Annotated in this window: 6 protein-coding genes, 1 tRNA gene and 1 pseudogene; 3 read left to right on the plus strand and 5 right to left on the minus strand. The window is 69.6% G+C overall.

All coding sequences use genetic code 11. The features are described from left to right. A partial coding sequence (locus tag VN378_RS15720) for a biotin/lipoyl-containing protein (protein WP_325744501.1) occupies window positions 1-1,272 on the plus strand: 1,272 nt, incomplete at its 5' end. A 47-nt stretch (window positions 1,273-1,319) separates the two neighbouring features. Here the strand turns inward: VN378_RS15720 and VN378_RS15725 are convergent. Then, on the minus strand, window positions 1,320-1,697 hold the full coding sequence (locus VN378_RS15725) for a putative quinol monooxygenase (protein WP_325744502.1): 378 nt from the start codon (window positions 1,695-1,697) through the stop codon (window positions 1,320-1,322). 91 nt (window positions 1,698-1,788) lie between these two features. Here VN378_RS15725 and VN378_RS15730 point away from each other — a divergent pair, with 91 nt between their 5' ends. Further along, window positions 1,789-2,187, plus strand: a complete 399-nt coding sequence (locus VN378_RS15730) for a DUF1489 domain-containing protein (protein ID WP_325744503.1) — start codon at window positions 1,789-1,791, stop codon at window positions 2,185-2,187. A gap of 125 nt (window positions 2,188-2,312) precedes the next feature. Further along, window positions 2,313-4,163 carry a patatin-like phospholipase family protein gene (locus VN378_RS15735; RefSeq protein ID WP_325744504.1) on the plus strand — a complete coding sequence of 617 codons (1,851 nt, stop codon included), beginning with the start codon at window positions 2,313-2,315 and terminating at the stop codon, window positions 4,161-4,163. 247 nt (window positions 4,164-4,410) lie between these two features. Here the strand turns inward: VN378_RS15735 and VN378_RS15740 are convergent. The 4 genes and pseudogenes from VN378_RS15740 to VN378_RS15755 form a co-directional block, all read right to left on the minus strand. Beyond that, a pseudogene (locus tag VN378_RS15740) lies at window positions 4,411-4,848 on the minus strand (methyltransferase domain-containing protein); the annotation flags it as partial. 29 nt (window positions 4,849-4,877) lie between these two features. Then, window positions 4,878-4,954 (minus strand) — tRNA-His (locus VN378_RS15745). A gap of 81 nt (window positions 4,955-5,035) precedes the next feature. Continuing rightward, window positions 5,036-5,779 carry a M48 family metallopeptidase gene (locus VN378_RS15750; RefSeq protein WP_325744505.1) on the minus strand — a complete coding sequence of 248 codons (744 nt, stop codon included), beginning with the start codon at window positions 5,777-5,779 and terminating at the stop codon, window positions 5,036-5,038. Window positions 5,780-5,897: 118 nt separating this feature from the next. After that, window positions 5,898-6,320: TonB family protein (locus VN378_RS15755; protein WP_325744506.1), on the minus strand; the 423-nt coding region annotated here is incomplete at its 5' end.

Consider the following 6,320-nt stretch of genomic DNA (forward strand, 5'->3'; position numbering starts at 1 on the left):
CGCCGCCACCAGAAGGTGATCGAGGAGGCCCCCGCCCCCGGCATGGACGCCGCCACCCGCAAGGCCGTCACCGACGCCGCCGTCCGCGCCGCCCGCGCCGTGAACTACGAAGGGGCCGGCACCATCGAATTCATCGCCGACGCCTCGGACGGGCTCAAGGCGGACCGCATCTGGTTCATGGAGATGAACACCCGGCTGCAGGTCGAACACCCGGTCACCGAGGCCGTCACCGGCGTCGATCTGGTCGAATGGCAGTTCCGCGTCGCCGCCGGCGAGCCCATCCCGCTGAAGCAGGACGACATCCCCCTGCAGGGTTGGGCCATGGAGGCCCGGCTCTACGCCGAGGACCCGGCCCACGGCTTCCTGCCGAGCATCGGCAAGCTGGAGCATTTCGTGATGCCGGAGGGCGTCCGCGTCGACACGGGCGTCGAGGAAGGCGGCGAGGTCAGCCAGTTCTATGACCCGATGATCGCCAAACTGATCGTGCACGAAGAGACGCGCGTGGAAGCCGCCGCCGCCCTGGCGATCGCGGCCAGCGAGGTCGAGGTCTGGCCGGTGAAGACCAACGCGGGCTTTCTGGTCCGCTGTCTTGAGCATCCGCGCTTCGTCGAAGGCGACGTCGACACCGGCTTCATTGGCGCTGAGGAGGCGACTCTTGTTCCTTCCCCGGCCAGCGATCTCCCGCTCGCCGCCGCCTTGGGTTGGAAGATCGAGGACTTCGTTGACGCGGCTTACAAGAACGATCTCTGGGGGCCTTCTCCCGAACACCTTTTCGGATTCCGGCTCAACGGCGAAAGCCGACCGGCGCGCCTGAAGTTTCGACAGGATGGTACGCTGCGCGAGGCGGAAGTCCGCGTGATGGAACAGGGCGGAAATTGGAATTTTGAATACGCGGTGGATGGGGCTCCGCTCGACTACAGCGGCCTGCAATCAGGAGAGACCCTGCCGACGACGCACGGCGAGGGCGTGATCCGGACATTCCGCAACGGCGATGTCTCGGTGTTCGACTTCAGCCCCGTCGGCGGAACCTCAATGGGAGGCCCCGCCTCCGACGGCTCCCTTCGCGCGCCCATGCCGGGCAAGATCGTCGCCACGCCGGCCAGTGCCGGCGACACGGTGACCCGGGGCCAGCCCGTCGTGGTGCTCGAAGCCATGAAGATGGAGCACGCCCTCGTCGCGCCCTTCGACGGCGTGGTGGGCGAGGTCGGCGTCGCGGTGGGAGATCAGGTCACGGACGGGACCGTGCTGGCGACCGTCATCGCCAACGACTGACGCCCCCCCCCGGCCGTCACCCTCGGGCTTGACCCGAGGATGACGGGTCAGGCTGGTCGGGCCGCCAGCCCCACCCCGCCCACCGGCGTCGTCACCTGCGCGTCGTCGAACGTCGCGATCAGCGGCATCCCGCGCCGGATCGCTTCCTTGACCTCGGGAACCTGCAACGAGGCGCGGTGCGACGCTTCGTCGGTCCAGACCTCGGTGACCCAGATGGCGGTCTCGTCCGCCGGGTCGTGGGCGACGATGTAGCTGAGGCAGCCCGGCATGGTCCCGAGACTTTCCAGCAGGATCGCCGTCAGGGCGTCCCTCCGGGCTGGAAGGGCCGTCATCTTGCCGATCAGTCCGTACATCGAAACCTCCGCCCCCCTGGCGCGGACCGGCGGCGCGAGACCCAGGCTGGCCAGACCGGCCACCCCCGCCATCGCTGTCCGCCGAGTCACCCGCATGGGGGAAATCTACGACGGATGCCCGGCGGAGTCTCCCGCCCCACGCGGATGATGCTAAAGCCGGCCCATGCCTCTCCACATGATCAAGCTGTGCGTCGGCGTCGCGAAGGTCGAGACGCTGGAACGCCGCGCCGCCAAGGGCCAATGGCTGACGGTCAACACCCGGATGACGCCCAAACGAGCCGCGGAGCTCGAGGACGGCGGTTCGCTGTTCTGGGTCATGAAGGGTTCGGTCACCTGCCGTATGCCGATCCTCGACATCACCACGAAGGGCGAGGGCAGGACGTCCCATTGCCTGATCAAACTGTCCCCGGAAGTGATCCGCACCGCGCCCCAGGCCCGCCGGCCCTTCCAGGGCTGGCGCTATCTGGAGCCGAAGGACGCGCCCATGGACCTGTCGACCCTGGACGCCGGCGACGTGCCGCCCGAACTGGCGAAGCAGCTGCGGGAGATGGGGGCGTGGTGAAAGAGGCAACAGGCAGCAGGCAACAGATGACGAACAAGCCGCCGGTCGCCGTTGATCTACCGCTGCCTGTCGCCTGTTGCCTGACCCCCTCGCCACACACCTCCGACTCCGCCTAACGTTCCTGAATGCCCGCTCCGCGCTCCGACCGGCTCGAAGACGCTCTCCACCGCATCTTCGAGGGCGGCAAGAACACGCGCGCCAGCTGGTTCGCCCTGACCGGCGGCGAAGTCCTGTTCGCTGAAGGCGACAACGCCGACACCCTGTATCTGCTCCGCAGCGGCCGCCTCGGCGTGTTCCGCCGCGATTCCGACGAGGATCGCCCGCCCCAGTTCGTCGGCGTCATCCGGCCCGGAGAGCCGGCCGGCGAGATGGCCATGCTGGCCGGCACCGTCCACACCGCCGACGTCGTCGCCCTGCGCGACTGCGAGGTTCTGGCCCTGCCCCGGGACGCCTTCTTCGAGGCCGCCCGCACCGAGCCCGACCTGATGGTCGAGCTGTCCCGCCTCATGATCCAGCGCGCGCGGGACCGCCGCTCCGGCGGCGGCGAGCCCAGCGTGTTCGGCTTCATCTCCGCCCGTCCTCGTCCCATCCGCGCCTTCATCGAGCGGATCGCGGCGGCGATCGAGGCCGACGGCTTCACCTGCCAGGTCATCGACCACTCGGCCCTCGCCTCGGCGGCCGACTGGTTCAGCCGGGTCGAGGACGCCCACGACTTCGTCCTGTATGTCGCTGAACAGGACGAGCCGGCCTGGGCCGCCCTGTGCGCCCGTCAGGTCGACCGGGTGTTCGTGGTCGGCAACGGCATTCTGGCGCCGCCCAACCGGCCCATGCCGCACGCCGGCGTGCTGGACGCCCAGCGGCGCACCGACCTGATCCTGCTGCGCGACCCGCGCATGTCGCGGCCCGCCAACACCTCCGTCTGGCTCGACGCCGTCCAGCCCGGCCGCTGGTTCCAGTGTGTCGAGGGGGACCAGGCCGATGCCGACCGGATGGCGAGGGTCGTGACCGGTACGGCGGTGGGCGTGGTCATGTCGGGCGGCGGCGCCCGGGCCTATTCCCACATCGGGGCCTTGCGGGCGCTGCACGAAGCCGGCGTCCCGATCGACTTCGTCGGCGGATCCTCCATGGGCGCCGTGATCGCCGCCGGACCCGCGCTCGGCTGGACGCAGGAGGAGCTTGAGGTCCGCATCCGCAAGGCCTTCGTCGAAAGCGACCCCTTGTCCGACCTGGCCTTCCCCATGCTGGCCATGACGCGGGCGCACAAGGTCGATCGGCTGTTGCAGGACGCCTATGGCGACATCGATCTGGCCGATCTCGTCCGACCCTTCTTCGCCGTCTCGACCAATCTGACCAGCGGCAAGATCGAAGTGCACCGGCGCGGGCTGATGCGCCGGGCCATCCGGGCCTCCATCGCCATCCCGGGTCTTCTGCCGCCGATCGTCATCGACGGCCAGGTTCTGGTCGACGGCGCGGTGCTGAAGAATCTGCCGACCGATGTCATGCGTCAGATGCATGGCGGCCCGATCATCGGTGTCGACATGTCCGAGGCGCGCGGCGTCGATGCGGCCCTGATCGAACACCCGCCGTCAATCTGGCGGCTGATCGCCACCGGCGCCTGGCGTCGCGGCCCGCCCATCGTCTCCATCCTGATGCGGTCGGCGACCCTGACCACGGACGCGGATATCGAGAGCTCGCGCGCCGCGACCGACGTCCTGATCCAGCCCAGGCCGGACGGCCTCGACATCCGTGACTGGAAGGGGTTCGACGCCGGCGTCGCGGCTGGCTACAGCGCCACGCGGGACGTTCTGTCCACACTGGACGGGCCGGTGACCGGCCTGCGCCGGCGCCGCTCCATCAGCGACGACGCGCCGCCAGGAACAGGCGGGGAAACGGCAACAGGGTCGCCCCGTCCGGACGTGGCGGAAACGCTTCGGCGAGGCGCGCGCCGAGGGCGGAAAGAAAAGCTGCGCCCATAGCCGGGTCCTCCGCCAGCGCCGACAGGTAAGGCCGCAGGGCCGTGCCCTTCATCCACTCCAGAACCGCGTCCGCGCCGCCCAGCACATGCAGATAGCGCGTCGACCAGATGTCGATGTCGCCGCAGTCCCGGGCCAGCAGGTCGTAATAGGCCTCGGCGCCCAGCAGGGGCGCGATGGTCCCGACTCCGGCCAGCCGGCCGGCCCAGGGCCCGTCTTGCGCGGTCTCGCGCATGAGCGTGTGATGAGGCGTCTCATGCGCCATCGGCATCTGCACGGCGATCACGCCGCCCGGCGTCAGGGCCCGGGTCAGCCGTGGAAACAGCGCCGCATGGTCAGGGATCCATTGCAGCGAGGCGTTGGCGAAGATCAGGTCGGCCGGAACATCGGGGCGCCAGAGCGCCAGATCGCCCTGCCGCCAGTCGATATCCGGTCCCGCGGAACGCGCCCGCTCCAGCATGGCCGCGCTGGAATCGAGCCCGTGGACGGCGGAGTGGGGATGGCGGCGCCTGAGCTGAATCGCATGCTGACCCGCGCCGCAACCCAGGTCCCAGATCTCACGCGGCGCCAGGTCCCGCGGAAGGCGCGCCAGCAAATCCTGGGCGGCGCGGTCGCGCTCGGCCTCGAACCGTAGATACTGCGAGGGATCCCAGCCCGTTTCGGGCCGCGGGCGGGACGTGTCGGTCATACCGGAAACGCCCTCCGCCACGGTGAGGATGGTACCGCCTCTCAGGCTTGAACTGAGGACCTCCGGTTCCACAAACCGGCGCTCTAACCAACTGAGCTAAGGCGGCGCAATCAGCGCGAGGGCGGTATCTACCGGGACAGTCCCGCCCGATCAAGCGACCGGGCGGGATTATTCACCGTCGGACGCGTCAGGCCCAGCCGCGGCTGGCGATATACTGCTCCAGCGCCGCGATGCGGGTGGAGTCGGACGGGTGGGTCGATGCGAACTCGGGGTTGGAGCCCTGGCGCTGCTGCGCCATCAGGCGCCACAGGGCCACGGCCTCGGACGGCTTGTAGCCCGCGCGCTGCAGATAATCGACGCCGAGGCGATCCGCCTCCAGTTCGTGATTGCGCGAGAACGGCAGCAGGAAGCCCAGCTGGGCCCCGAGTCCGCCTATGGCGCCGGCGGCGCGGGCATAGTCGCCGGCCGCGCTCTGGACCCCGCTCAGACCAATGCTGGTGAGGGCCGTGGTGGAATAGCGCTCGGCCGCATGGCGGGCGACCACATGCCCGACCTCATGACCCAGCACGGTGGCGAGCTGGTCGTCGTTGCGGACAAGGGCCAGCAGGCCCGTGGTCACGCCGATCTTTCCCGAGGGCAGGACGAAGGCGTTGGGGCTGTCGCTGACGAACAGGGCGTATTCCCATCGGCGGTCGGTCAGACCGGCGGCCTCGACGATCTTGTCGCCCACCCGGCGGATGCGCGCGTTGCCCGCGGCGTCGGACGATAGGCGCTGGGTGCGCAGGGCCTCGGCCCAGGCCGCATCGGACTGCTGCGTCAGGGCGCTGTCGTCGACGATCAGCAACTGATTGCGACCCAACGTCTCATTGTAGGCGCAGCCGCCGAGGGCGGCGATGGAACAGGCCGCCAGGGCGGCGGTGAGAAATCTCATGAAGCGTCTCCCGAACAGCCCCGCCATAATGTCCGGCGTCGGGAAAGGCTCCCGGCCAATGAAAAACGCCCCGGAGGCGGACCCCCGGGGCGTTCGTTCAGTGTGTGTCGTGCGGACGTCAGTCGGCCGCGCGATACCGCTGGGTCCACTCGACCCGTGCGCCGACAGCCGCACCGTCCACCGTACGAGGCGAAACGCGCGATCTGCGGGCTGCGGCCAGAGCCGCCTGGCCGAAGCCGGCGCCGGCGGGATCTTCCGACCGGACCTGACAATCCGTCAGGCTGCCGTTCGGCTGCACCGCACAGCTCACGCGAACCGTGCCGGACTCGATGCCCCGCGACAGGGCGCGTTCCGGGAACTCGCCGGCGACCTGACGGGCCCAGCTCGGGTTCGTGATCACCGACGGCCGCGGCGGAGCCGGCGGAGCCGGCGGCGGCGGCGGTCCGGGGACGATGACGGGCGGACCCGTGTATTCGACCCTGTCCTCCTTCTTGACCGGTTCGATCGGCAACGTCACCGGAGGCGGCGGAGCGTTCGGAAC

Origin of the sequence: Brevundimonas sp., from assembly GCF_035561115.1 — a bacterium.
Classification (GTDB): Bacteria; Pseudomonadota; Alphaproteobacteria; order Caulobacterales; family Caulobacteraceae; genus Brevundimonas.

Excerpts from the sequence above, each read along its gene's own strand:
- VN378_RS15725 (WP_325744502.1), bottom strand. The coding sequence starts at position 1,697 with ATGGCGGGGGTGGCCGGTCTGGCCAGCCTGGGTCTCGCGCCGCCGGTC.
- VN378_RS15730 (WP_325744503.1), top strand. The coding sequence starts at position 1,789 with ATGCCTCTCCACATGATCAAGCTGTGCGTCGGCGTCGCGAAGGTCGAG.
- VN378_RS15750 (WP_325744505.1), bottom strand. The coding sequence starts at position 5,779 with ATGAGATTTCTCACCGCCGCCCTGGCGGCCTGTTCCATCGCCGCCCTC.
- VN378_RS15735 (WP_325744504.1), top strand. The coding sequence starts at position 2,313 with ATGCCCGCTCCGCGCTCCGACCGGCTCGAAGACGCTCTCCACCGCATC.